Annotated in this window: 22 protein-coding genes; 4 read left to right on the top strand and 18 right to left on the bottom strand. The window is 71.5% G+C overall.

Annotated elements, in window-relative coordinates:
- Window positions 1–318 precede the first annotated feature (318 nt).
- Entirely contained in the window at window positions 319–1,170 is an 852-nt protein-coding gene (locus tag ACGFNF_RS27210; protein ID WP_393171561.1) for a BTAD domain-containing putative transcriptional regulator, read from the top strand.
- Window positions 1,171–1,246: 76 nt separating this feature from the next.
- On the opposite strand, the gene ACGFNF_RS27215 is transcribed toward ACGFNF_RS27210, so the two are convergent.
- The 5 genes from ACGFNF_RS27215 to ACGFNF_RS27235 all read right to left on the bottom strand — a co-directional run bounded on the left by ACGFNF_RS27215 (window position 1,247) and on the right by ACGFNF_RS27235 (window position 8,965).
- Window positions 1,247–3,355, bottom strand: coding sequence for a penicillin acylase family protein (locus tag ACGFNF_RS27215; RefSeq protein ID WP_393171563.1), 2,109 nt, complete (start codon window positions 3,353–3,355; stop codon window positions 1,247–1,249).
- Entirely contained in the window at window positions 3,352–4,977 is a 1,626-nt protein-coding gene (locus ACGFNF_RS27220; RefSeq protein ID WP_393171565.1) for a condensation domain-containing protein, read from the bottom strand. The genes ACGFNF_RS27215 and ACGFNF_RS27220 overlap by 4 nt, the downstream gene beginning before the upstream one ends.
- A gap of 31 nt (window positions 4,978–5,008) precedes the next feature.
- A complete protein-coding gene (locus ACGFNF_RS27225) occupies window positions 5,009–6,811 on the bottom strand; it encodes an ATP-binding cassette domain-containing protein (RefSeq protein WP_393171567.1) in 1,803 nt (600 codons plus the stop codon).
- On the bottom strand, window positions 6,808–8,634 hold the full coding sequence (locus ACGFNF_RS27230) for an ABC transporter ATP-binding protein (protein WP_393171569.1): 1,827 nt from the start codon (window positions 8,632–8,634) through the stop codon (window positions 6,808–6,810). Before ACGFNF_RS27230 ends, ACGFNF_RS27225 begins: the two co-directional genes overlap by 4 nt.
- Before the next feature lie 175 nt (window positions 8,635–8,809).
- Window positions 8,810–8,965, bottom strand: a complete 156-nt coding sequence (locus ACGFNF_RS27235) for a hypothetical protein (RefSeq protein WP_393171571.1) — start codon at window positions 8,963–8,965, stop codon at window positions 8,810–8,812.
- A gap of 134 nt (window positions 8,966–9,099) precedes the next feature.
- Here ACGFNF_RS27235 and ACGFNF_RS27240 point away from each other — a divergent pair, with 134 nt between their 5' ends.
- The gene (locus ACGFNF_RS27240) at window positions 9,100–10,428 is read left to right on the top strand and encodes a condensation domain-containing protein (protein ID WP_393171573.1); all 1,329 of its coding nucleotides are present in this window, start codon (window positions 9,100–9,102) and stop codon (window positions 10,426–10,428) included.
- Between the two features lie 47 nt (window positions 10,429–10,475).
- Here ACGFNF_RS27240 and ACGFNF_RS27245 read toward each other — a convergent pair whose 3' ends face one another.
- From ACGFNF_RS27245 to ACGFNF_RS27260, 4 genes are all read right to left on the bottom strand, one after another.
- Entirely contained in the window at window positions 10,476–11,405 is a 930-nt protein-coding gene (locus ACGFNF_RS27245; protein WP_393171575.1) for a phytanoyl-CoA dioxygenase family protein, read from the bottom strand.
- 110 nt (window positions 11,406–11,515) lie between these two features.
- Window positions 11,516–12,067: a GNAT family N-acetyltransferase gene (locus ACGFNF_RS27250; protein ID WP_393171577.1), complete on the bottom strand. Its 552-nt coding sequence runs from the start codon at window positions 12,065–12,067 to the stop codon at window positions 11,516–11,518.
- A 34-nt stretch (window positions 12,068–12,101) separates the two neighbouring features.
- A complete protein-coding gene (locus tag ACGFNF_RS27255) occupies window positions 12,102–12,824 on the bottom strand; it encodes a hypothetical protein (RefSeq protein WP_393171579.1) in 723 nt (240 codons plus the stop codon).
- A gap of 64 nt (window positions 12,825–12,888) precedes the next feature.
- Window positions 12,889–14,442 (bottom strand): cytochrome P450, encoded by a 1,554-nt coding sequence (locus tag ACGFNF_RS27260; RefSeq protein WP_393171581.1) that lies wholly within the window; start codon window positions 14,440–14,442, stop codon window positions 12,889–12,891.
- Between ACGFNF_RS27260 and ACGFNF_RS27265 the strand changes: the two genes are divergently transcribed.
- Entirely contained in the window at window positions 14,398–15,879 is a 1,482-nt protein-coding gene (locus ACGFNF_RS27265; protein ID WP_393171583.1) for an amino acid adenylation domain-containing protein, read from the top strand. The genes ACGFNF_RS27260 and ACGFNF_RS27265 overlap by 45 nt on opposite strands.
- Window positions 15,880–15,912: 33 nt before the next feature.
- Here ACGFNF_RS27265 and ACGFNF_RS27270 read toward each other — a convergent pair whose 3' ends face one another.
- The 4 genes from ACGFNF_RS27270 to map form a co-directional block, all read right to left on the bottom strand.
- Window positions 15,913–16,872: an aldo/keto reductase gene (locus tag ACGFNF_RS27270; protein WP_393171585.1), complete on the bottom strand. Its 960-nt coding sequence runs from the start codon at window positions 16,870–16,872 to the stop codon at window positions 15,913–15,915.
- Window positions 16,869–18,470: a condensation domain-containing protein gene (locus ACGFNF_RS27275; protein WP_393171587.1), complete on the bottom strand. Its 1,602-nt coding sequence runs from the start codon at window positions 18,468–18,470 to the stop codon at window positions 16,869–16,871. Before ACGFNF_RS27275 ends, ACGFNF_RS27270 begins: the two co-directional genes overlap by 4 nt.
- Window positions 18,471–18,534: 64 nt before the next feature.
- Complete coding sequence (locus ACGFNF_RS27280; protein WP_393171589.1) at window positions 18,535–18,753, bottom strand: MbtH family protein; 219 nt, start codon at window positions 18,751–18,753, stop codon at window positions 18,535–18,537.
- A 414-nt stretch (window positions 18,754–19,167) separates the two neighbouring features.
- Complete coding sequence (gene map / locus ACGFNF_RS27285) at window positions 19,168–19,986, bottom strand: type I methionyl aminopeptidase (RefSeq protein ID WP_393171591.1); 819 nt, start codon at window positions 19,984–19,986, stop codon at window positions 19,168–19,170.
- A gap of 75 nt (window positions 19,987–20,061) precedes the next feature.
- Between map and ACGFNF_RS27290 the strand changes: the two genes are divergently transcribed.
- Window positions 20,062–20,328: a helix-turn-helix transcriptional regulator gene (locus tag ACGFNF_RS27290; protein WP_357576654.1), complete on the top strand. Its 267-nt coding sequence runs from the start codon at window positions 20,062–20,064 to the stop codon at window positions 20,326–20,328.
- A gap of 162 nt (window positions 20,329–20,490) precedes the next feature.
- Here ACGFNF_RS27290 and ACGFNF_RS27295 read toward each other — a convergent pair whose 3' ends face one another.
- From ACGFNF_RS27295 to ACGFNF_RS27315, 5 genes are all read right to left on the bottom strand, one after another.
- Window positions 20,491–21,573 (bottom strand): hypothetical protein, encoded by a 1,083-nt coding sequence (locus ACGFNF_RS27295; RefSeq protein ID WP_393171593.1) that lies wholly within the window; start codon window positions 21,571–21,573, stop codon window positions 20,491–20,493.
- Window positions 21,570–22,136, bottom strand: a complete 567-nt coding sequence (locus ACGFNF_RS27300) for an RNA polymerase sigma factor (RefSeq protein ID WP_393171595.1) — start codon at window positions 22,134–22,136, stop codon at window positions 21,570–21,572. The genes ACGFNF_RS27295 and ACGFNF_RS27300 overlap by 4 nt, the downstream gene beginning before the upstream one ends.
- Before the next feature lie 130 nt (window positions 22,137–22,266).
- A complete protein-coding gene (mnhG, locus tag ACGFNF_RS27305; protein ID WP_151453966.1) occupies window positions 22,267–22,629 on the bottom strand; it encodes a monovalent cation/H(+) antiporter subunit G in 363 nt (120 codons plus the stop codon).
- Window positions 22,626–22,889: a monovalent cation/H+ antiporter complex subunit F gene (locus ACGFNF_RS27310; RefSeq protein WP_089002241.1), complete on the bottom strand. Its 264-nt coding sequence runs from the start codon at window positions 22,887–22,889 to the stop codon at window positions 22,626–22,628. Before ACGFNF_RS27310 ends, mnhG begins: the two co-directional genes overlap by 4 nt.
- On the bottom strand, window positions 22,886–23,506 hold the full coding sequence (locus tag ACGFNF_RS27315; protein ID WP_393171680.1) for a Na+/H+ antiporter subunit E: 621 nt from the start codon (window positions 23,504–23,506) through the stop codon (window positions 22,886–22,888). Before ACGFNF_RS27315 ends, ACGFNF_RS27310 begins: the two co-directional genes overlap by 4 nt.
- Between the last annotated feature and the right edge of the window lie 11 nt (window positions 23,507–23,517).

The raw sequence follows: 23,517 nt of genomic DNA on the forward strand, positions 1-23,517 counted from the left end.
TATCGACCAAAAAAGGGGCAAGTGGCGCCTATTTGACGCGCCATGCAGCTTTGAGGCGCCCGGCGAGCCCGAGATGCCATACACTGTGGACCGGATGGCCATCGGAGGGCGATATCTGTCGTAGCGGGCGGGTATACCAAAGACTTGCATCGATCAACATCGCTGGGATAGGCTCGAATAGCAAGATCCAGTCGGCGCCACGCATCCGCAGCCAACACCAGCAATATCGACCACCGCCACGGAACTCGGTGGCCATACCGCATCCATCCGACTGGATTCTGGTCGAGTCATGAAGCTCCATCTGATACGGGGGTATCGGTGATTGACCCAGATGAAGCAGACATCCAGATAAATTCCTTCGGCGCTTTCAGGCTGACTTGCGCCGGGCGGACGGTAGAGCGCTGGCGGGCGGGGAAAGCGAAAAGTCTCCTGCAATACCTCCTGCTACGGCGTGGTCGTGTCGTGGCCCGCGACAACCTCTACGAAGCACTGTGGCCGGACGCGCCCTGGTCGACGAACTCCAGCTCGCTGAAGGTCGCGGTCCACATGCTGCGGCAGACCCTCAGCTGGGCACAGGACCGGCGCGCGGAGGCCACGCGCCAATCGAGGCTGCAGCTACTGACCCGCGAGTCGGGGTACGTGCTGGAGGCCGAGAACGTGTGGCTTGACTTCGAAGCCTTCGACCAGCTCGTCGAGCTGGGCCATGCCGCCCAGTTGGAGCACCGGGACGCCACCGAACCGTACCGGCGTGCGGTGGAGCTCTACCACGGCGACTTCCTGGCCGACGCCGACACCGACTGGGCAGCCACACACCGGGAGTGGCTCCGGAGCCGCCTGCTGTGTGCCCTGAGCTTCCTGACCGACCGCGCCATGGCGGCCGGCGACCATCTGAGCGTGCTGCGCTGGTGCCAGCGGACGCTGGAGATCGAGCCGTTCCACGAGCAGAGCTACCGGGCCTTGATCCTGGTGCACGGGCAACAGGGGCAGCTCACCCAGGTCTATCGCTGGCACCAGTTGTGCGCCTCCAGATTGCGGGAGGGCCTGCAGGTCAATCCACACCTGACCACCCAGCGGCTCTATGCGCGCGCCGTCCGGGGCGACTTCGTCGGTCGGCGGCTGCACGCGCAGGCGTGGCGGCTCGACGGGCAACAGCCAGCTTTCGCGGGCTGACGTCCGCGGCCGACCGGGATCGCACGTCGCCGGCCCGGCCCCGTGGTGCGCGCACCACGGGGCCGGGCCGGCGACGTCACGGACAGCCCCGCAACGGGGTGCTGCTCGTGCCGTCTCCCGCCCACCGGTACACGGCCGCGAGATCCCGCCGGGTTGCGGCCACGGCCGCCCCCGGCACCTCCAGCAGGCCACCGCCCGACCGGCCCGGTGCCACCACCAGGCGCATGGCGGCACCGAAGTCGGGCTGCGCCACCCGCAGCGACTCCGGGCAGCCTGGCACTTCCACGCTGGCCCGGAGGGTGAGGGTCGCCGACGCGGCGGTGAGACGCAGTCCGTTGACGCTGCCCCACCGCACCGGTGCGGGGTCGCCGGTCTGCGCGGTCAACAGCCGTCGGGCCAGCAGCAGGTGTCCGACGACGAAGTGCCGGTCGTCCCGCCACGGCGGCGGCACCAGGCTGGCCGACAGCGACTCGATCATCCGCCGCAACGGCCGCTCGTGGGCGTTCCAGCAATACACGAAGGACTGGTCGTAGTCCTGGCAGGGTCGGGTGGCGGCCGCGAACAGCGTCTCCCGGACGACGTCGCGGAACACCGACAGCAACGCCAGGCCCACCTCGTCGGGCGCGGCGGTGCCGCGCCAGGCCGTCACCTCGTCCCGCAGGCATCGCAGCGTCGGTGGTCCGCCGTCGGCTCCCAGGTGCCGCACCGCGAGGGCCCGGTAGAACTCGTAGTAGCCGGCGTCGACGTCTCGTTGCAGGGCACGAGCCACCGACTCGTCCGGTGCCGCCGCACGGCCGAGGACCTGGGCCGCGCGGCGGGCGCGGACACCACCGAAGCAGTTCCAGGCCACGCCACTGGCACGCAGCAGGGAGTTGCCGTTGTTGCAGCTGATCACCATTCCGGAGGCCGGATCGTCCAGCCGCGGCAGCTCGGTGGGCGACAGCCGGGAATCGGGCATCGGACAGTCGGACGCGGTGAGTCCCCGCGGACCCGTCCCCTCACGTCGGGGAAAGCGTCCCCCCACCGTCCAGGTGATGTGGCCGGCGGCATCGGCGATCACCGCGTTGACCGGCGGCATGCCACTGTCGGTCACGATCGCCGCGGCCTCCGCCGCGTCACGCGCCCAGTACAGATCCGCGACGCGGAAATCCAACGCGGACGGATCGGTCAGCGTGCCGCGGAAGGCGATGTCGCGTCCAGCAAGCTGGCCGACGACCGGGCCCCGCGTGGTTTCCCGGACGTCGATCGTCACGTCCGCTCCACCGCGCACGTGGATGACCTCCCGACGCGTCCGCGCCTGCTGTACCTCCGCCGGGTCCAGCTCCGTGAGATCCACGGTGTCGCCCGGCAGCCGGGTGAAGCCCCAGGCCACATGGTCGTTGGCGCCGGCCAGCACCACCGGCAGCCCGGGCACCGTGATCCCTGCGACCCGAGCGTCGGGCAGCTCGACCCGGGCCACGTACGCCACGGACGGGCTCGTCAGCTCGAGGTGCATGTCGTTGGCCAGTACGGCGACACTGCCCCGGCTGGTCGCCCAGGCATTGCTGCCGACCGGTCGCTGCTGGGCCACGACCACCCGGTCACCTCCGCCCGGCGGCAGGGCGAACAGGGCGGCCAGCTCGCGCCGAGGCACCGGAACGTCGGTGACGGCCGGAGCGACCCCGTCGCACCCGGTCTCGAACTCGTCGCAGTCCGGCAGCAGAAAGTCGACGACGTCCGCCGGCAGGGTCCGGCGCATCACCTCCACCATGCGCAACTCGCCGCCGTCGCCGGCCATCTGCTGGAACAGCAGTTGCACGACGGCGATGGAGTCGACCGGGCGCCACGGCTCGTATTCGGCACTCGCCTTGGCGACGGCCACCCCCGCAGCGAACGCCTCGAGCAGTCGGCGCTGTCCGTCCGGCAGGCCGAGCACACATCGCGCTGCGACCCCGGGGAGATCGAGTGTGCGCTGGAGGGTGTCACCGGCGACCGCAGTGGGACCGAGCACCTCCGCCAACCGCCCGTGTGCGGTGCGACGCAGGAGGTCCATCTGGCTGCGGCGATCGCTGGCCACGCTCCAGCCAAGGCCGAATGCTGCCGGGACCGGCCCGCGCGCCCGCACGGTGGGCCAACCCTCGGCGTCCCGGTGCACCTCGACCGGCCCGCCTTCGGTATCCAGGATCACCGCACCGGGGAGGCTCACGGCTTGCCGGCCGCGGTCGGCGCCGACGACAGCGGCGCGTCCGGCGTCACCGCGATGCGGGCCAACAGCATGGCGGTGCCGTCCAGCAGGGCGACGGCATGGGCCCGGCGGCGGGGCTCGTCCGGAAACTCCACCACGAGGTGCAGGTCACCGTCCGGACCGACCAGGCCGAAGACCCCGAGCGTCGGTGCAAGGGCCAACGGGACCAACGGTTCGCCATCGTCGGGAAGCAACGTCAGCGGAAGCCCGTAGGCGGCGATGGGCCGTTCCACCCGGTCGACCGAGACCACCACGTCCACCAGGCCGCTCGGATTGACGTACAGCTCCTCTGCCGGTTCCCGCAGCAGACACTCCAGCGGCAGTCCTGCGGACGCCCGCGCCACACCGAGTTGCTCGCGCACCGCGGCGAGCACCTGCCGGGCGCTCGCTTCCGGTTGCACCGCAACGGCCAGCAGCGTGCTGGTGGCGAAGGGGCCGATCACCCCGTCGAAGTCGGGCAACCCACGGTTGTCCAGCACGGTACCCACCCCGATCCGGGACCGGTGCCGCAATCGAGCCGACACCACGGCCACGGCGAGTGCCACCGCCGTGAAGTCGGTGCCGCCCTCGGCCGCGACCCATTGCCGCAACGGGGCCAGCGCCTCGCTCCGGACCCGGGTCGACCAGCGGCCCAATGGCAGGCCCACCGGGAGACGCTCGGTGTCGGCCGGCAGGTCTGCGGCAAGGGCCCGCACGGTCGCCCGCCACGCGGCCCGGCGGTGGGCCATCGCCTCGGGGGCCCGCTGCTCCTGCCACCGCACGTAGTCCAGGTAGCTGAGCGCGGGAGCCGGCCGAGGGCTGCGACCTTCGGCGAGCGCGCCGTAGCAGGCGGCCAGGTCCTCGAACAGCAGGCGCAGCGACTCCCCGTCGCCGGCGGCGTGGTGCAGGTGAACGGCGAGCACGTGGTCCTCCGGTGCCCGACGGAAGAGCTGCACCCGCAGCAGCGAACCGCCGGCCAGCTCGAAGGCGGTCAGATGGGCACGGCGCAGTGCCCGCCGCAGCTCCCGCTCGGTGTCCGCTGGTGGACGTCCACTCAGGTCGATCATCGACAGCGGGGGTTCGGCGGGCACCGGCGCCAGCCGCTGCACGAAGCCTTCCGCCTCGGCCGTGATGATCGCCCTCAGCATGGGGTGGCGCTCGACCACCAGCCGCAACGCTGCGCGCAGCAGGGCGGGATCGACGGCCGCGGGCACGGTCGCCACCGCGGTCGCGTTGTTGGCCGGAGCCCATCCCAGCGCCGCCTCCATCGCCATCAGTTCCTGCTGCTGCAACGACAGGGGTGCGGAGGTCGCTCCACCGCCGCCCACCACCCGCGGCTCCGCTCCCGCAGTCACCGCCAGCACGCTCGTCACGAAGTCGCCGAACACAGGGTGGTCGAAGATGAGTTGCACGGGCAGCTCGACGCCCAGCGCCTTCTGCACCCGAGACATCAACCGGGTGGCCAGCATGGAATGGCCGCCGAGCTCGAAGAAGTGGCTGTCCTCGGCCACCTCGTCGATCGCGAGCACCGAGCGCCAGACGGCACGCATGCTCTCGGCCGCGCGGGCGGCTCGTTGCGTATCCGGACGACTCTCGACGGGCACGACTGCTCCTCCGTTGCGGGCTGCGGCCGGGTCACGCGTACGCGCGTGCCTGGCGGTCGTACAGGTCGCGGTAGATGCCGTCGGGCCGCTCGGTGAGCGTGGCATGGTCGCCCACCTCCACGACCTCCCCGTCCGCGATCACGATGATCAGGTCAGCCGCCCGAGCGGTGGACATCCGGTGCGAGGCGAACAGGGTGATGCCGTTCGTCCGCTCCACGGTCGCGCGCGCCGCCGCGATGTAGCGGCTGAGGATCTCGTCCTCGGCGAGCGGATCGATGGCGGCGGTGGGCTCGTCGAGTACCAGCAGGCACGGCGTCTGGCGCATCCTGCCCCGGGCCAGCGCGATCCGCTGCCATTGCCCGCCGGAGAGCTCCGCGCCATCCGCGAACGACCGGCCGAGCGGCGTGGCCGGGCCCTGCGGGAGGGACGCCATCACCTGCTCCGCCGCGCCGTCGCGCACCGCCGTGGCCACCCGGTCGTGGTCGTCGCGGTGCGGCAGGCTGCCCAGCCCGACGCTGAGGGCCGCAGTGAACTCGAAGCGGACGAAGTCCTGGAAACACGCGCTCGTCCGGGTGTACCAGGACCCGGGTCGGGTCAGCGCCAGATCCACGTCGTCCGCCAGGACCCGCCCCTCGGCGGGCTCCAGCAAACCACTGAGCAGCTTGATCAGGGTGGACTTGCCGGCGCCGTTGGCACCGACCACGGCGACCACCGAGCCGGCCGGCAGATCCAGGGTGACGTTCCGCAGCGCCGGCCGCTCTCCGCCGGGGTACTGGAAACTCACCCCTTCCAGCCGCATTCCCGTGACAAGCCGCTCGGGCGGTTCTTGGCGTCCACCGACGGCACCCACCGCCCCGGCGACGTAGTCCTCGAACGCCAGCAGGTTCCGCGACGCGTCCACGGTCTCCTGCAGGAATCCGAGGAAGGCCACCGCCTGCGCCACCTGGAGGCTGATCCACGTCACCAGACTCAACGTCAGCACCACCTCGCCCAGCGACGTGTGCGACGCGGTGTACTGCCGCAACACCAGCTGCAGCGCGCCGAGATACCCCACGGCGAAGAACGCTCCGGCAAGCGCCGTGGGCAGCACGTTGCGCCACACCGTCCGGGTCACCGGTGCGTCCGCCGCCGCGGCTACCCGCTCGTAACGGGCGCGCACCTCGTCGGCCGCGCCGGTCAGCCTCAGCTCCTTGCCGGAAGAAACGGCACTGCCGGTCTGGAACAGGTGTTGGGCCAGCCGGGCGTCGGCTGCGGCCGCAGCGACGGCGGCGCCCCGGCGACGATGTCCCCGGCGTGAGGCCACCAACGCCGGAATCGCGAGCAGCGGTGCGAGCAGCATGACGGGGTTCAACATCGCGAGCACGACGGCCGTGACCACCGCACGCACCGCCGCGCCCAGCACCAGCGCGAAGGCGTCCGCACCCTCGGACAGGTGGACCCTTTCCTGACGCAGGACCTCCAGTCGGTCAAGGACCTCGGGCCGGTCCATGTGGCCCACGCCCGGCAGGCGGCTGGTCAGCCGGATCAGGCGCTCGTCGATCAGCGCCGACGTGGCCTCGATCATCTTGGTGTTCAGCTCGATGGCCCACGACACGGACCCGAACGACAGGGCGGCCGCCGCAGCGATCCCGACCGCCGTGACGAGGACGGTGCTTCCATCGCCGGCCACCGCGGCGTCGATGACCACCTTGAGCAGATAGGCGATCACGATCGGAATCGCCGGGCGCAGGCCGAAGCTCAGAAACGTCAGTACCGTGGAACGGCGATCGGCTTCGAGGGACAGCCCGATCGCGGCCCACAGCGGGTGACGGCGGCCGCGGGGGGACGTCTTCACCTGGCCTCCTGTCCTACGAAGTGCTCGGCCTGGACGGTGAACATGCGGCTGTACCGGCCACCAGCCGCCATGAGGCTCGCGTGGCTGCCGCGCTCCACGACCTTCCCTTCGTCCAGGACGACGATCTGGTCGGCGTGCCGGACGGTGGAGAAGCGGTGGGAGATCAGCACGATGGTCCTGCCGGACACCGCCTGCAGGAGCAGGTCGTACAGCTCGGCCTCGCCACGGACGTCGAGCGCCGCAGTGGGCTCGTCGAGCACCAGGATCCTGGCGCCGGCGGCCGCGGCCCACAACGCCCTCGCCAGCCCGACCCGCTGCCACTGGCCGCCCGAGAGGTCGACGCCGTCGAACTGCCGGCTGAGCACGGTCGACCAGCCGGCTGGCAACTCCTCGACGACCTGCTGCAGTCCCGACCACCGGGCGACCTCGGCGAGGGTCTTCTCGTCGGCGGCGCGGTCCGGCGCGCCGAGCAGGACGTTGTCGCGCACCGGCAGCCCCCAGCGGATCCAGTCCTGGAACAGCGCCGCGAACTGGCGCTGCCAGCTTCCGGTGTCGATTTCCCGCAGGTCCACACCGTCCACCAGGATCCGCCCCTCGGTCGGCTGGTACAGGCCACAGAGCAGCTTGACCAGGGTGGTCTTGCCGGCGCCGTTGACGCCGACCACCGCGGTGGCCGTGCCGAGCGGAATGGTGAGGTCGAGGTGCCGGAGCACCCAGGTGGAGGACTGGGGATAGCGGAAGCCGACGTTCTCGAAGACGATGCTGCCCGAGGAGGACAGCGGGGCGGCGACGCCGGGCGCGGCAGCGGGATACGTGCTGGTCCATCGCTCCAGTTCGGCGGCCGCACCAAGGATCCGGCCGCCGGCCGCGATGTTCACCAGGTCGGGCATCACCGTCGCCAGGCCGAGCAGCGCCGTGGTGGCCATGGCGTAGGTGGTGAACTCGGCGACCGACAGGCGCTGCGCGCGCAGGTCGAGAGTCAGCGGCACGAGCACCAGGACGTGCAGCACCAGCACGATGCCGCCGCTGGCGAGGCTCGCCAGGCCAGATCTTCCCCGACCGCGGCGGACCTCCTTGAGCGCGCTCCAGAACTCGGCGCGGTACGACGAGAGCAACCAGTCGGCGAGTCCGAAGACCCGCACCTCCTTGGCGGGGCCGGCCGTAGTGAGGGCGTCCTTCAGGTACATCGCTCGGCGGACGCGGTCAGGCGTGCCCTCCGCGGAGGCGAGAGCCTGCTGGTAGTTGCGGGACACGATCACCATGGCGACACCGTGCCCGGCCAGAACCAGGCACCCGAGCCACCAGCGGTAAGCGCACAACACCAGACCGCCGCCGGCCGCCCCCAACCGGGTGATGGTCATGTTGGCGGCGCCCACCAGTCCGTCGCGGACCGTGGTGCCGCCGAGGCCCCCGTTGACGGCCGCCAGGAGCCGGCCGGTCCGTTCGTCCTCGAGATGGGCCACACCGGCGGGACGGTGCAGTGCGGTCAACACCCGCACGCAGACGTGCCGGTTCATCCGCCGGCCCAGGTCCTCCGCGACCGCCTGAGCCACGGGTGTGAGGGCCTGCTGGAACAGGAACAACACGGTCAACGCCAGCAGGAGCCCGGCCAGTGCCCGCGCGGTCCCGTCCCGGTCGTCGCCGTGGTGCAGCGCGTCGACCAACCGACCCGACGCGATCGCCAGCCCCGCCGGCACCGAGGCGGCCACCAGCGTGATGGCCGCGAGGAGCATGGCGGCGCCACGGTGGGCCGCCAGGGCTGCCGAGGCGAGGCGCACCACCGGTGTGGCCCGCAGCCGGGCTGCCCTCGTGCGGGGGCTCATCGGCACCTGGCTCGCCCGGCGCGCCGGCGGCCCGAGTCGGTCTGCAGGGATGCTGAAATCATTCGGTCTCCACGTCGGGCCGGACCGGGCCGTCAGCCCGGCCGGCGCACTACGGTGCTGTCGGCCAATCCATCCCCGTCACACCCGGCCCGGGCGTTCCGGCGCGGGGCCCGGCTCAGGTTTCCTGCGGCTCTGGGGGAGCGCCGACCGCCTTGACTTCGACCTCTTCCTCGGCCTCGAGCGCGGCCAGGGACTCCAGGTACGCGTCACGCACCTTGCCCAGGTCTTCTTCGTCAAGAAAGCGGGAAAAGGAATTGGGCATGCTGGTCACCTCCGGCCTGCATCGTATCGACGGACGGTTAGCGGATGGTTATGCCGATCCGCGCGATCCTCGGCCGATGCACCGGCCGCTGCTAGCCTCCCTCGCGCCGGCCGGCGACACGCCCACCACCCCGTGGAGTAGCCATGACGACCGATCCCGACGCCCGACGGGCCCTACTCGTCACGCTGCTGCGGCAACGGCGACGGGCCGATCCGCTACCGCTGACCGCCACCCAGGAGGGCATCTGGCTCGCTGAGCAACTCGATCCCGGCGATTCCGGGTACCACGACAGCATCGTGCTGCGGATCGATGGTCCGCTCGACGTCGACGCGCTGCGCGCCGGGCTGCGCGACGCGCAGGCTCGGCACGAGGCGTTGCGGGCCCGGTTCGCCACCGTGGACGGCACGCCCGTGCAGCACTTCGATGTCGATGCTCCGGCCTGGGCCTACGACGAGCTGCCCGGGTACGAGGTCGACGACGTGCGCATCCGTCGCCTGTTCGCGCTGGACGCCGCCACTCCCTTCGACATGGCGTGCGGACCACTGTGGCGGACGCGCCTCGTCCGCACCCACGCCCGGGTGCACCTGCTGTCGATCGTGCTGCACCATCTCATCACCGACGGCGCATCGCATTCCGTCCTGCTGGGTACGCTGATGGACGCATATGAACGACGTCGCCGGGGCGACACGATGGCCCGGGAGGAACATCAGGGTGCCTACGGGCGCTGGCTGCGGGCGAAGGTGGCGCGGGAGGCGGAGCTGGCCGGCGGGGCCGCCGCCGACGAGGTGGTGGCGCGGCTCACCGGCCTGCCGCGCCGGTGGGACCTGCCCGGCGTACGCAGTGCCGCCGGCCGACTGGCGGTCAGCGAGCCGGTCGGCGTGGACCCCGACACCTGGCGGGGGTTCCTGGACGCCTGCCGGAGCCTCGGCGCCACGGGATTCATGGCGCTCGGCGGGCTCCTCGGCCAGCTCGTCGCCGACGAGTGCGGCGCGAGGGACGTGGTTGTCGCCGCGCCGGTCGCCAACCGCCTGGATCGGTCCGACAGGGACCTGATCGGGTGTCTGATCGACGTGGTTCCGATCCGGATGACGATCGGCCCGGGCAGGGAAGTCCGCGAGGCGATCCGCCTCGGTCGGGACGCCGTGCTGGCGGCTCTGCGGTCGGCCGGTGTCCCGTACCGTCACGTGGCGCGCGCCGTCGGCGCGCCGGCCAGCGCCGACGATCCGTTGACCAACATCGGCCTCGAGGAGTTCAACGTCTCGACGAGCGCACGCCACGCCGGCGAGCTGCTGATTACGCCGCTACCACGGCAGGGGCTGCGGCTGCGTCACGACCTGGCCCTGTCCGTGCCGGTCACCGCCAGCGCCATGCCGGAACTGTGGGCCCCGGCACGACGCTGGGCGCCAGGACGGTTGGCCGAGCTGGCCGGTGCGATGGCCGAGGCGGTGCACGGGGTCGTGGCGCGACGGTGAGGCGACGGCACCGGCCCGTGCTGGCTGCACCGCCCGGTGCCGACCATTCACCGCTTGTGCCGGCTCAACACCAGCGCCGCGAGCCCCATCGGCGTCGGCTGGGCGGCGAGGTTCGCCTCGGTCAGTTGGACCCCGTAGTCCTCGCCCAGACGATCGAGTATCCGGTTCGCCGCCTCGACGCTTCCGCCCAGCGAGTAAAAGCTGTCGTCCGGCAGGCAGCGGGGGATGTCGATCTCCTCACGGTACATACGCTGGATGATGCTGGCCAGCACCTCGGTCTCGCTCCTGGTCACCGTGTCCGCACCGCGGAATCCGATGACCAGCGCCGGCCGCGCACGGTCGCTGCGGTTCGGCCCACTCTGGTGGATCATGTCGCCACCGAAGATCGCGGCGGAGCCGGCCGGGCAGTCCACCTGGACCCGGTACGGGGCGAGCTTCTCCAGCACCGTCGGGTCGACGGTCGGCGCCATCCCCGGCTGCTCGATGTGCGGCGCCACGCCGAGCTTGTGCGTGCGGGGATAGAAGTAGATGCCCCCGTTGTCGCCGGTGACATCCTCCAACGGCACCCACAGGTGCAGGAAGTGCGGCGGATCGACCGGCGCCGTGTACAGGTCCTGATGGGGGTACGCCCCGTGGGCGCCGGCCGGCTTGGGGAAGACCTCCAGGTAGAAGATCATGGGATCCCAGCTGACGGCCCGCCGCGCCACGTCCATGATCAGCGACCGGTGGACGAGGTCCTTGAACCAGGCGTCGTACTTGTCGACGTCGCGGTACTGGTGCAAGGTGACACCGTCCGCCTGGTAGTCGTAGCTGGCCCTTGGAACGGTGGGAAGCACCTCGCGCTCGTAGCGATCGAGCTGCCGCCGCGTCTCAGAGATCAGCTCGGGGTCGAAGAGCCGGTGCAGGAACACCACACCGTCCCGGTCCAGCGTCTCCGCGATGGTCGGATCGTCCGGCGCGACGAATCGCACGCTCATTCGTTCTCCTGCGTGGGTTGAGGGTTGGATGGCGCCGGGAACGCCTCGCCCTCGCCTGGTCACGGTGCCCCCGGCGGTGCAGAACGTAGGCGGCGGCAGTTAGGCCAGGGTTACGGGCAGCGCGTTCCCCCGGCGGCGGGCTCGTCGAGGTCGATGGCGTACACCCGGACCGGCCGGCCGGCCGACGGATCGGTGGTCGTCCGGTCCAGGCGCATGCCGAGCCGGCGCATGACCCGTGCCGAAGCGTCGTTCCCCACCTGGTGGATGCTGACCAACCGCGTCAGCCCCAAGTCGTCGCGCGCATGCGCCAGCACGGCGCAGGCCGCCTCCGTGGCGAGGCCGCGCCCCCAGTGCCGGCGCGCCAGCCGCCAACCGATCTCGACGGCCGGCAGCACCTCGGGCAGGAAGTCGGGGACCGCCAGCCCGACGAAGCCGACCACCTCGTCGGACTCGCGCAAGGTGAGCGCGAACAGACCGAACCCGTGCCGGTCCCAGTGCTGGCGGTAGTAAGCGAGGCGAGCTACGGTGCGCTCCCGGTCCAGCGGGGACCCGTCGCCGATCCACCGCATCACCTCGGGATCGCTGTTGACCGCCGTCATGGCATCGACGTCGTCGTCGCGCCACTGACGCAGCAGCGTGCGGGGCGTGATCAGCCGGGTCACGGGACGGCTCGCCCCGCCGGCGGCCCGCCCCGACTCACCGCGTGGCGAGGGCACCGTCGATGGCGGCACGGTACTCCCGCAAGGCAGCCACCGGATCGGTACCCGCGCTGAACAGGCACGAGTTCACCAGTACCGACGAGAACCCCATCCGCATCGCATCCAGCACGTCGTCCACCCCGCCGATGCCGCCGTCGAGCATCACCGGGACCGTCGCGTCGTCCAGCATCCCCGCCAGCACCTCGCGGCGGTGTGGGTCGATGCCCCGGCGGGCACCGATCGGCGATCCCATCACTCGCACCATGCTGCTGCCCAGCTCCTGGCATGCCGCGAAGGTCGCCGCGTCCGGCATGATCAGGGGCCAGACTTCCAGCCCGTCGGCCCTCAGTGTGCGGGCCGCCGCGACCACCGCGTCGTTACGGCTCACGGTCAGACTGTCGTCCAGCACCTCGAGTTTGATCACGCGGATGCCGGTCAGCTCGACAGCGCGTCGGGTCCGGGCCACCGCCTCGTCCCCGGTCGTCGGGTGGTTGATGTTCAGCACCGGCTGGACGGGCGACTCCGTTCCGAGCAGGGCACGCACCGTGCCAAGGGTGGCCGTCGCGTAGCCGACGGGCAGGTCGTCGCCCTTCGCCACCTCGTCGATGTTGTGCGTGTTGACGGCGAGGTAGCGGCACTGGCTCGCGGTCAACATGGCGGCGGCCTGAGGTGCGTCCACCCGATGGCTGGGTCGAGCGCCGAAACAGTGGAACAGCTCCATCATCGAATCCCTTCACAGGTACTGCGGGGCAGAAACGGTGCGCGCACACGCACCTGTTGGTGGCCTACGGCGGCTGGCGGAGGCCGGGCGACTGACCAAACAGCGTGACCGTCACCGGCAGGTGCGTGATGCCCAACATGAAGTTCGAGCGCAGCCGTCGCACGGGACCGGACACCTCGAAGCGCAGCCCGCGCCGGGCGATCTCCTCGGTCAGCATGGCGATCTCCATGCGTGCCGCGCCCATGCCGATGCACCGGTGGTGCGCGACGCCGAAGGCGAGATGCTGGTTGGGGCTGCGCCCCAGGTCGAGCCGGTCGGGGGAAGGAAAGGCGTCCGGATCGCGGTTCGCCGAGGCGTTCCACAGGGTCACCGTGTCGCCGGCCCGAATGGTCACGCCGCGCACGTCGACGTCACGGGTGGCGGTCCGCCGCACATAGGCGTTGGTGGAGGTCCAGCGGAAGAACTCCTCGACGGCGGTGCGGTTGAGGCCCGGGTCGTCGCGGAGGCGCCGCGCCTGCACGGGATGCGAGGCGAGCGCCTCGACGATCGCTGACGCCGTGAACGGGGTGGTCTCGTCGCCGCCGACGGCGACGTTGAGGGCATTGTACAGGATCTGGTCCTCGGTCAGCGCCCGGCCGTTGATCCGGGCCTGCAGGAGGATGCTGATGAGATCGTTACCGGGATTGCGGCGGCGGTGGACGACAAGGTCGCCGAGGAACTCGAATATCTCCGCCTGCGCGGCCACGAGCGTCATTGGACCGCCGGACCGGCTGGCGTACTCGTCGTCCCGGAAACCGATCATCCGGCGGGTCAGGCCCAGCAGGTGGAAGGCGTCCTCCCGCCCGATGCCCAACATCGCGGTCAGCAACCCGGCAGGAAGCTGGGGCGCCACCTCCGTGGCGAAGTCGCCCCCACCGGCCTGGACGAACCGGTCGAGCGCAGCCGTGAGGTAGCTGCGCACGTACCCGGCGGCCTTCGTCATCATCTGCTGCCCGAACGCCGGATGAACCTGCTGGCGGAGCAGCCGGTGTTCGGGCGGATCGGAACAGATGAGCATCTGCCCGGAGGCCGTGTCGGTCGCGCTGCGGTAGGACCCGCCGAGAACCGTGCCGTGCCGGGAGGAGAAGGTGACGGGATCCACGTACGCCGCCGCGACGTCCGCGTAGCGGGTCAGCGCCCAGTGGCCCGTGCCGTCCGGCCCGGCGTTCCAGTGGACGGGAGCCTCACGGCGCAACCGCGCCCAAATGGCGTGCGGGTCGCCGCAGACGAACAGGTCGAGATCATCGAGGTCGACGACCGTGGCGGACATGGTCTCCATCCCCCCGCTGCGAGGCTTTCGGACGGCCACGGGACGGACGCCCCGATGCCGACGCACACTAGGGCGGCCGAGTTGGCCGCCGGTTACGTGGCGAGAACGGATATGCCGGTGCGAGGACCGGCCACGGATACCCTCATGGCCCCAACGGTCGGGCGGCACACCGGAGGAACAGTGACCGGCGAACGGAAGCGAACGCAGTCCCTGACGGACGTTCTGCGCCGGACGGCACGCGAACAGGCCGGGCGGACGGCGCTGGTGGGTGACGGCTGGTCGCTGACCTACGCGGCGCTCGACGCCCACGTGGACGCGCTGTGCGCGCGGCTACGCGGCGAAGGGGCGCGAACCGGCGACCGGGTCGGCCTCGCCGTCGAGCGGGGCGCGCTGCCGCTGGTGGCCTCGGCCGCCATCATGCGGCTCGGCTGCACCTACGTGCCGCTGGACGTCCGCCACCCCGCCGATCGCCTCGCATATCTGGTGGGGGATTCGGAGATCCGGCTCGCCGTCACGGACGTGGCGGGGGCGTCGGCGCTGGCCGGCGCGCCCGTGACCGCCATGAAGGTGGATCAGGACGAGCTGCGGGCCCGGCCGTCGCCGACGCCACAGCCGCCGTCCGAGGTGAACCCATCGTCCGGCGCGTACCTGATGTACACGTCCGGCTCCACCGGCAGGCCCAAGGGCGTGGAGATCACCCATGGGAACGCACTCGCGCTCCTCCAGGACGCCCTGCCGCTGTTCGGCTACGGCGACGACGAACTGTGGCCCCTGCAGCACGGTCACGGTTTCGACGTCAGCGTGTGGGAGATGTGGGCCGGCGTCGCCGTCGGGGCCACGCTGCTCGCCGTGCCGCCGACGGCCGCCGGGGACCCGGAACGGATGCTCGAGCTGCTGCTCCGGCACCGGGCCACCCGGCTGCACGTCGTGCCGAGCGTGTTCCGGCACCTGGCCGAAACCGCACACGAGGAGCGGCTGACGGTTCCGCTGCGCTCGGTCGTCTTCTGCGGCGAGGCGGTGAGCTACGACGCCATCAAACTGTGGAACGAGGCCCACGGGCCGGTGGACCGACCCCAGTGGTGCAACGTCTACGGCATCACGGAGACCACCGTCTACAACACCATCGCGCAGTTGTCGGCCGATCAGGTCGAACGGGCGGACAGCGCCGCGCCGATCGGCCAGGGCTACGCCACCAGTCCGGTCGTCGTGCTACGCGAGGATCTGCGCCCCACCGCGCCGCACGAGGTGGGTGAGATCTTCGTCGGTGGACGGCAGGTGGCCGCCGGATACCTGAAGAACGCGGCCCTGACGGCGGAGCGGTTCCTGACGCTTCCCGATCGGCCCGGCACGTGGTACCGGACCGGCGACCTCGGGACCGCCGAGCCGGACGGGATGCTCCGCTGCCTGGGGCGCCGTGACGAACAGGTGAAGGTGCGCGGTCACCGTATCGAACTGGGCGAGATCGACCATGCGCTGCGGGCGCTGCCGTGGCTGCGTGACGGCGCGGTCGTGGCTCACCCGTCGGCCCGGGGTGACGCCATGCTGACCGCGTTCCTCGTGCCGGAGTCCGGCCTGGACGCGGCACCGCGCGCCCTGCTCTACCGGGTCCGCCGGGACCTGTCCGCCCTCCTGCCGGAGCACATGCTGCCGAACCGCGTGGAAGCGCTGGACCACCTCCCGGTCAACCCCAACGGCAAGACCGACCGGCGGGCGCTGCGCGACCTGGCCGCGCCCGGGCGTCGGTGATGACGGCGGCGGGCACGGGGCCCGGCGGGCCGCTCAGCCGGTGGCGGTCACGTCGTCGTGGACCAGGCCGGCGAAGAGCTTGTCGATGAGTTCCAGGGTCGCCGGGTCGAGGCGAACTCCGGACGCTGCGGCGTTGTCCCGCAGTTGCTCCGGACGGGTGGCTCCGACCACCGCAGCGGTTACCCCGGGCCGGTTGAGGACCCAGGCGATCGCCAACTGCGCGGGGGTGAGGTCCCGCCGGGCGGCGAGCCGGGCAAAGAGTTCGACCCGGTCGAGGACCTCGTCGAGCAGCAGTGCCGACATCGTCTGCTGCCCCACCTCGCCAGCGGCCCGGGTACCGGTCGGCGGGGGCCGACCGGGGCGGTACTTGTTCGTGAGGATGCCCTGTGCCAGCGGCCAGAACGCCACGACCCCCAACCCGTTGCGCTGGCAGGCGGGCAGCACCTCGCCCTCTGGCACCCGCCACACCACGTTGTACTGGGGTTGGTTGCTCACGGGTCGCGGCACGCCCAGCTCGTCCGCCAGCCGGCAGGCCTGCTCGATCTGTGGTGCGGTCCACTCGCTGACCCCGTAGTGCCGGATGGTGCCGGCCCTGACCAGCTCCGCGAAGACGCCGATGGTCTCCGCCAACGGGACGGCGGGGTCGAACCGATGGGCGGTGAGCAGGTCGATGTGGTCCACGCCGAGCTGGGACAGGCTGCGTCGTACGCTCGCCAACACGTGCTTGCGGGACAGACCGCCGCTCGTCCCCGAATACGGGAAGTACACCTTGGTGGAGATGACGTAGGTATCCCGGTCGACGCCCCGCAGAGCGGCGGAGAGACACTCCTGCGCCTCACCGTAGGAATCGGCGGTGTCGAAGAGGTTCACCCCCTGCTCCAGCGCGGTCGCGACGACGGCATCCACCTCCGCCTGCCGATCCGACGACGCGTTCAACCAGGTGCCCAGGCCCACCTCGCTGACGGACAGGCTGCCCAGCCTCCGGTATCTCATCCGCCGAGTCCCGCAAGCTCGTCGATGGCCGCACGCAGCTGGCGCTCGGCATGGCCGAACGAATCTCCCGGCCATGCCGAGAGCAGACGGTGCGTGACCCCACGCAGACCGTCATCGGCTCCGAAGAGTTCCACGACGAGCGGGAAGTTCGTCGGGTCGGCGGTGTCTCCCCGCTGCAGGATCTGCTGGGCGGACAGAACACAGCCGGGAAGCGCGCGGGTGTGGCCGAGCGGAGGCTGCAGGGCGAAGCCCAGCTTGGGCAGGCACCCGCTGCCGGCCAGGTCCCACCCACGTGCGGTGAGTTCGCGCAGGGCAAAGTCGCTGGGCAGGTCCTCGTAGGCCAGCGCGTCGGCGACCGCCGCGCGGACGGCACCGACGATGTCGGTGCCGGACATCGACGGGTCGAGGTCACAGGCCACGTGGAGCGTGTTGGCGAAGCAGCCGACGATGTCGTCGGCACCCGGCCAGCTGCGGTTGGCCGACTGGATGCTGACCAGTTGTCGCGGTTGACCGTTGCGGCGGCGGCCGAAGTCCAGCATCGCGGCGACCAGGACGACGAACGCCGTGGCGTCACAGCCGGCCGCGGTCGCGTCCACACCGGACGCGGTCCGCCCGGACAGGTCGAACGGCGCGATCCGCGAGGTGAAGCCACGCGCATCCGAGGAGCATGCGATGGGCGGCGACGGGCTGGACAGCGTCCTGCGGAGCTGATCCAGGCACTCCCCCAGGCGACCTCCGCTGAAGTGGTTGCGCTGCCACTCCGCGAACTGGAGGTAATCGGTCGAGAGATCGGGCAGGGCTCCGCCCGCGCCCACCTCGTGCGCGTACCAGGTGGCGATCTCGTCGACCAGCAGGCCCTGCGACATCCCGTCGACGGCGATGTGGTGGATCGCCATCAGCAGCGACCATGATCGATCACCGGTCCGGACCGCGGTGAAGCGGCAGGGCAACTCGCGATGCAGGTCGAAGCCGCGCAGATGCTCCAGGCGCACCAGGCGCTCCAGCCTGCTGGCGTCGTGCCGCAGGTCGACCTGACGTGTCGGGGACGGCTGCGCGACCAGTCGTTGGGCGGGTCGCCCGTTGTGCGTGCCGTAGAGCGTGCGCAACGACGACTGCCGCCGCACGGTGTGGGCGACCGCAGCCAGCAGGGCGTCCGGGTCGACGTCACCGACGAAGTCCAGCCGGGTCAGGCTGTTGAACAACCCCGCGCCGCCGGTCGCGAGGTTCATCTCGTAGAAGCCCTCCTGCGCGAGCGACAGCGGAAAGAACTCGCCCCGCCGGCGCCGGGCGTGCTCGGCGACCGACCGGCGTGCCGGAGTCGGGGAACGACGCGCCCGGCTGATCCGGTCGGCGAGATGGCGCGGCGTGCCATGCTCAAACAGGTCGACGAGGCGCAGGCGCACCCCGTACGCGGTCCTGACCTGCGCGAGGAGGGACATTCCCTTGAGTGAGTCCCCGCCCAGATGGAAGAATGACTCGTCGAGTTCGCACGGTGACCGGTCGAGCACCGTGCCGAAGAGTTCGGCCACCCGCCGGGCGACATCGTCGTGGTCGCTCGCCCCCGGCGGCTCGTCGTCGACGCACACGCTGTGGTTCATGGGAGCTCCTCAGGTTGTGTCACCGGTGGTCGGGCTCGGCATTCCACGGCGGCGGCGCACGGAGTCAGGCTCCGGCCGAATCCATCTGCACGACCAGGCTGCGCGGACGCATGTCCGTCCAGTGCCGCTCGATGTGGTCCAGGCAGGCGTCGCGCCGATCCGGTCCACAGACCACCTGCCAACCGGCGGGCACGGGCAGCGATTCCGGCCACAACGCGTACTGGCCATCGTCGTTCATCAGCGCTACGTAGCTACCGTCCGGGCTTTCGAACGGATCGTCCATGTCCACACCTCCCGTTGCGGCGGCGCCGGCAGCGCGGCTTCCGGCGGCACGGCGCCATCGCGCTGACCATAGGCAGACGTGGTTGCGCTGCAGTTATGCGCGGGCTCGCCGGGCCGCGCACCGGGAGCGTCACCGACCCGCCACCGCCGCGATCTGCGGGGACCTTCGAGGCGGGGGTTCATCACAGGCGCCGCGTCGGCGGCATCCGGGTGTCGGCCGCCCTTGCTCTGCTGCCCGGCTCCGCTCGGGCTGCCGGCAGCTACGGTGAGCCGCGGGCGGTGGTCCTCGGTGGCGACAGCAATGCCGGCGCTTCCGGCCTCCCTGTCCTGCACTTCAGCGGGGATCCGTCGATCGATGCGCTCAGGGCCACGGTCGACGGCATCGGGCTCGCTCGACGAGACACACCGGCCACGGTCAGGAGGCTGTGGCGGGCTTCCTGGTGGGATCGGCAGAGGTGGCGCCCTGAGTGGGGCGGCGGGTCAGGACCTGAGGGCCGGAAGCCGTGATGGCGACGGTGTGTTCGGAGTGGGCGGTGCGGGAGCCGTCGGCGGAGCGGATCGTCCAGCCGTCCTTGTCGAACTTGATCTTGTCGGTGGAGCGGCAGAACCAGGGCTCGATGGCGATGGTGAGGCCGGGGTTGAGTTTCAGGCCGCGGCGGGGGCGGCCGTCGTTGGACACGTGCGGGGCCTCGTGCATGGTGCGGCCGATGCCGTGGCCACCGAACTCGGCGTTGACGCCGTAGCCGTAGGAGCGGGCGACCTCGCCGATCGCGGCGGAGATGTCGCCGAGGCGACCGCCGGGCTGGGCGGCGGTGATGGCGGCCTCCAGTGCGACCTCGGTGGCCTCGATCAGCTTCAGGTCGGCCGGATCGGGCGTGCCGACGACGACGGAGAGCGCGGAGTCGGCGACCCAGCCGTCGATGCCGACCGCCATGTCGATGCTGAGCAGGTCGCCGTCGCGCAGGACATAGTCGTGCGGCAGGCCGTGCAGCACCGCGTCGTTGACCGACAGGCACAGCACGTTGCGGAACGGGCCGCGGCCGAACGAAGGGGCGTAGTCCCAGTAGCAGGATTCGGCGCCGCGTTCCTTGATCCGGCGGCGGGCGTGGTGTTCGAGGTCCATCAGGTTGACGCCGACCGCGGCGACGTCGCGCAGTTCGGCGAGCAGTTCGCCGACGAACTGGCCGGTCACCGCCATCCGGTCGATCTCCTCGGCGGACTTGAGCTCGATCACGACAGCCTCCCTCTCCCCTGTGCGGTATTTTTATACCACGCCAGGTCGGGGTGCTCCGGGGGGTATCCTGCTGGCATGGTTCGCCAACCACTCACCGCCGAACAGATCGCAGCGGGCCAGCGCCTCGGAGCCGCCCTCCGGGCCGCGCGGGCCGGCCGCAGCCTCGTCGAGGTGGCCCTGGCAGCCGGCATCTCCCCCGAGACGCTACGCAAGATCGAGGCGGGTCGCCTTCCCGCACCGGCGTTCGGCACCGTGGTCGGCCTCAGTCAGGCTCTCGACGTCCCGCTCAGCGACCTGGCCGATGTCTGGCGGGCCGACATGCCCATCCGCCAGGCGTCCTAGAGACCAGCCGCCCAAAACGGCTCGGTGGTCGCCCACGGCAGCGCTCTCCTGATGCCCCAGCGCCGCCGCGACAGGCAGTGGACCCCGCGCCGCAGCCTGCAATGGACCCTCGACGCCGGCACCCGCGCGGCGCGAGTGCCGGCGTGGCGACGGTCGAGGCGCTCAGTCGCAGCCCAACCCCTGGGCGTACGCGGGCGGCGGGTTGCCGGCGGCGACCTTGTCGGCGATCTCCCAGAACACCTCCGGCCAGTCGCCCTCGTCGTTGATCTGGTGCAGCACGCGCCAGTTGTGGCTGCTGCGCAGGGCGTCGCCGGCGCGTTGGAGAGCCGCGTCGTCGCCGGCCCGCTTCGCGCGTAGCCATTCGGCGATCCATGCGCAGCCGACCCGGGAGGTCACCTGGGCGCCGAACTGGTAGGAATCGTTGGTGCCGACGTCACCCAGCGCGGTGGGGTCGAAGTTCGGCGGCAGCGGCACGTCGGCGAGCACCTTCGCCGCCTCCTCGTCCACCCGCGCGGGCGTGACGATCTCCGCCGGAAGCGCGGCCAGCCAGGTGCGTACGTCGACGCGGACGACGGCGGCGAGGACCTCGTCGAACTCGTCCCGGCTCCAGCCTCCTCCGGCACGCAGCTCGACGAAGACGCCGTCGCGAGGGCGGAGCATGACCGCGAAGTCGTCGGAGCTGTAGCGGAACAGGTCGCCCAGCCAGCCGTCGACCCGCACCGCTTGCGGGGGGCTGACGTGGAGCCGGTCGGCGTGGAAGCTCTCGTACTGTCCGGCCGGGTACCAGTTCATCTCCAACTGGCGCCCGTCGTTGCTGAACGCGATGGTGCCCTGCTGCTCGGTGAACCCGTAGACGGTGGTCACCTTCCAGCCTGGTTGGTCGATGAGCAGCCGCGGGTTCCCCTCGGCGGCCTTCATCGCCACCGGCGAGTAGACGACGGGGGCACCCGCACTGGCGGCGTCCGTGGGAGGGGCCTGGCTGTCGTCCGGATGTTCGCGCAGCACGGTGGACACGGCGAGGAGGCCGGTGAGGACGGCGGCGGCGGTCAGCGCGCCGGCGAAGCGGCGAACGATGCCGCGGCCCGTTCGGGAGCGTGGTGGCGGTGACTCGACGACGCGTTCGAGCCTCGGCTCGGACATGATCTCCTCCAGGAGGGTCTGCTTCGCCCCGTCCAGGCGCCGGATGACGGCGGGTCGGTAGGGGTCGGCGTCTCGAACCATCCGGTCGAGGTGCTCCTCGGTCATCGGCCCTCCTTCGGGGTGGGTGCGGTCAGGACGTCGAGTACATGTCCGGGTGGGTCGGGGTCGTCACGGACGAGATCGCGCAGCCTGGCCCGCGCGCGCGACAGGCGGGTACGGACCACGGCCGGGCTCACCCGGAGGACCGCCGCCGCCTCCCGGGGCTCCAGGCCCTCCCAGACGGTAAGCATCAGCACCTCCCGGTCCAGCTCACAGAGGCGGGCCAGCGCGGCCTGGACGGTGAGCCGTGCCGGCACCTCGCTGCCCGGGTCGGCGGCGATCGCGGCCGTGAGCCCCTGTCGTAGCCGCTCGCCCAGCCGCTGCCGGCGTCTGCCGCTGCGATGGTGGTTGGCGAGCACCCGCCGGGCGACGCCGTACAGCCACAGCCGGGTCTCGGCTTCCGTCGGCATCTCGTGTCTGCGCCGCCAGGCCACGAGGAAGGTCTCCGCGACCACGTCGGCCGCGTCCTCGGGGTGCTCGACGCGCCGCAGGGCGTACGCCAGCAGCGGCTCGAAGCCCTCGGCGTAGACGCTTCGGAAACGGTCCTCGTGCTCGGTCGCGGAGCTCACGTCCACTCCATGTCCGGTCGGACGCCGATCGTGACGGGCCGTCGCCGCTCGACGTCGTCGAGCGGCGGCCGTGTCGATCGATTCCCGTGCCGTCCGCGCGGCTACCGGAGAGCCGCCGCGGCCCCGCCGGTCAGGAGCGGCCGGAGCTGATGCGGTCCAGGTGGGGCGCGAGTTCGTCGGTGATCAGCAGGTCGCGGCGGATCTCGTCGTGCGGGTAGCCGGCCCGGCCCACCATGTGCGCCGCGACGGGCGCGGTGGCGAGCTGGAAGGCGCCGACCAGCACGAGGGTGGTGATGTCCACCCCCGTACGCAGGCGCAGCGCGCAGCCGAGCAGGACGAGCAGCAGGCCGAGCACCTGGGGCTTGGCCGCCGCGTGCATCCGGGCGAGCAGGTCGGGGAAGCGCAGCAGCGCCGCCCCGGCGGCGACGCAGAGCAGCGCGCCGGCGATCAGGCAGACGCCGGCGGCGACGTCGAGGACGGCGTCGAGCGTCACTTGTCGTTCCTCCGGGCGGCGAACCGGGCGACGCTGACAGAGCCGACGAACCCGAGGATGGCGAGGACGACCAGCACGGGCAGCGCGGTGGCGTCGCGGCTGTAGGCGGCCTCGGTGGCGATGGCGGCGACGACGACGGCGAGCAGGACGTCGGTGGCGACGGCGCGGTCGAGGATGGACGGTCCGCGGATGATGCGGACGAGGGTCAGCCCGACGGCCACGGCGAGCAGCGCGGCGACGGTCACGGCGACGACGGTCATCTGGGTACCCCTTCCGGGTGGGTCGGCTCCGACGGGCCGGCGGCGTGGGGTTGCGTCACGCGGCGCAGTTCGTCGGGCGAGCCGATGGCGGCGACGATCCGCGCTTCGAGGTCGAGCACGCCCTGCCGGAACCGCTCGACCTCCTCGCGGCTGCGGACGCCGATGACGTGCACGTAGAGGGTGCCGGTCGTCCGGTCGGCCTCGATGATGAGGCTGCCGGGCACCAGGGACAGCGCCTCGGCGGTCAGCGTGAGGTTGAGGTCGGTGTTGACCCGCAGCGGCACGGCGATGATCGCGCTGAGTGGGGGTTTCCCGATCCGCACCGCCAGCCAGGCGATCTGGGCGGAGGCGACCACGAGGTCCCGCAGGAAACGCACCCAGAACCGCGCGAGCGGCACGGGGCGGATCCGTCCGGCGAAGGTCACCGGCGGCAGCGGGAAGACCGCCAGCAGCACGACGGAGAGCACCAGCCCGCTGATCAGGTTGGCCCAGGAGAGGGTGCCCCACAGCAGCACCCAGACGCCGGTCAGCCCGGTCACGGCGACGATCCGGTTGCGCCGGAGGGCCGTGCGGGTCAGCGGCGGGTTCGCCGGCGCGACGGGCTTCGGCGGGCTCATCGGGTCACTGG

Source organism: Micromonospora sp. NPDC048868, assembly GCF_043198195.1.
In the GTDB taxonomy this organism is placed as follows: Bacteria; Actinomycetota; Actinomycetes; order Mycobacteriales; family Micromonosporaceae; genus Micromonospora; species Micromonospora reichwaldensis.